Source organism: Anaerotruncus sp. AF02-27 (genome assembly GCF_003465835.1).
In the GTDB taxonomy this organism is placed as follows: domain Bacteria; phylum Bacillota; class Clostridia; order Oscillospirales; family Ruminococcaceae; genus Anaerotruncus; species Anaerotruncus rubiinfantis.
In genome coordinates, this window is the sequence record NZ_QSBX01000064.1 from 1 (window position 1) to 1,622 (window position 1,622).

1 protein-coding gene is annotated in these 1,622 nt (G+C 52.7%); it reads left to right on the forward strand.

Annotated features, from left to right (window positions below; genetic code table 11):
* The first annotated feature begins 280 nt into the window (after nt 1–280).
* Nucleotides 281–1,489, forward strand: a complete 1,209-nt coding sequence (locus DWV16_RS18765) for an IS110 family transposase (protein WP_007862439.1) — start codon at nt 281–283, stop codon at nt 1,487–1,489.
* Nucleotides 1,490–1,622 lie beyond the last annotated feature (133 nt).

The following is a 1,622-nucleotide window of genomic DNA, read 5'->3' on the forward strand; positions in this document are numbered from 1 at the left end:
CCTCCTATTACAATAAATTTGGACAGGAAAGCCGGGCAGCCAGTCCGGCTTTCTTTCCATCTCGTGCCTAAGCTACAATAAGAGGAGCAACTGGCTGACCCTTGCCTCCTTGGGCTTTTATGTCCGTTGGAAAGACTGTTAGCCATCCTCTTGTTGCAGCGTTCGATTTGAGCAGGTTGAGCCACCGGATGCCGGAGAGTTCGTGTCACCCAATAGATTGAATCGGCAGCGAGAAAAGATGGATTTCCGGTTGCAGATTCTTTGTGTTGGAGGAATGTGAATGAACTGCGTTGGCATCGATGTTTCCAAAGGTAAGAGCATGATTGCAGTCATGCGGCCCTTCGGAGAGGTAGTGGTTTCACCCTTTGAAGTGCGCCACACCGCCAGCGAACTGAGCGAGCTGGCAAGGCTGCTCAAAAACCTGGACGGTGAGACCCGCGTGGTGATGGAATCCACGGGCAATTACCATGCGCCGGTGGCCTGGCTGCTCCACGGCGCGGGGTTTTATGTCTCCGTAGTCAATGCAATGCTGGTGCACGACTACGGGAACAACAGTTTAAGACGGGGCAAGACCGACAAGAAGGATGCCGTGAAGCTGGCCAACTACGGCCTTGACCACTGGCTCACACTTCCGAGATATGTTCCGGAAGAGGACACCCGGCTCATGCTGAAGACCTGCTACCGGCAGTACCAGCAGTATTCCAAAGTACAGACCATGCTGAAAAACAACCTGATCTCCCTGCTGGACACCGCTTTCCCAGACGCAAACCGCCTGTTTACCAGTCCGCCCCGCGCCGATGGCAGTGAGAAGTGGGTGGACTTTGTCGCCACTTTTTGGCATTGCGAGTGTGTCTGTGGTCTGTCTAAGAAAGCCTTTACCGCCAAGTACCAGAAGTGGTGCAGAAAGCACGGCTACAATTTCAGCCAAGATAAGGCGTTGGATATTTATGCCTCTGCCTGTGGACGCTTCGGTGTCATGCCGAAAACAAATACGGCAAAACTTTTGGTAGAACAGGCCATTTCCCAACTCCAGACAACTTCCGCCGCATTAGCTGCTCTCAAGCAGGAGATGCAGTCTCTGGCAGCTTCTCTGCCGGAGTATCCTGTAGTGATGGAAATGTTTGGTGTTGGCCCTACACTCGGCCCCCAACTCATAGCTGAAATTGGCGATGTGCGCCGTTTTCATTCCAAGAAAGCGCTGGTGGCCTTTGCAGGCATTGACGCCCCGCCCTACCAATCTGGCCAAATAGATGTCCGCAGCCGCAGCATTTCCAAGAGGGGATCTGCCTCACTGCGCAGGACACTTTTCCTGGTGATGGGCGTCCTCCTGCAATGTGCCCCAATGGATGAGCCGGTCTACCAGTTCATGAACAAGAAACGCTCTGAGGGCAAGCCATACCGTGTCTACATGATGGCATCCGCCAACAAGTTCTTGCGTATCTACTACGCTTCTGTGAAAGCCTATTTGGATTCCCTGGAACACGACTGATTTCCCTGCGCTATACCATCTGGCTGGCCGCCGTTTCGATTTTGAGTTGCTCAGCGGCTTGATTTTGTGTTGCCTTTTTCGCTGCTCCCAAAACCTGAAATTTCTACTTGACTTTTGTTAGCAGGTCTTTCCA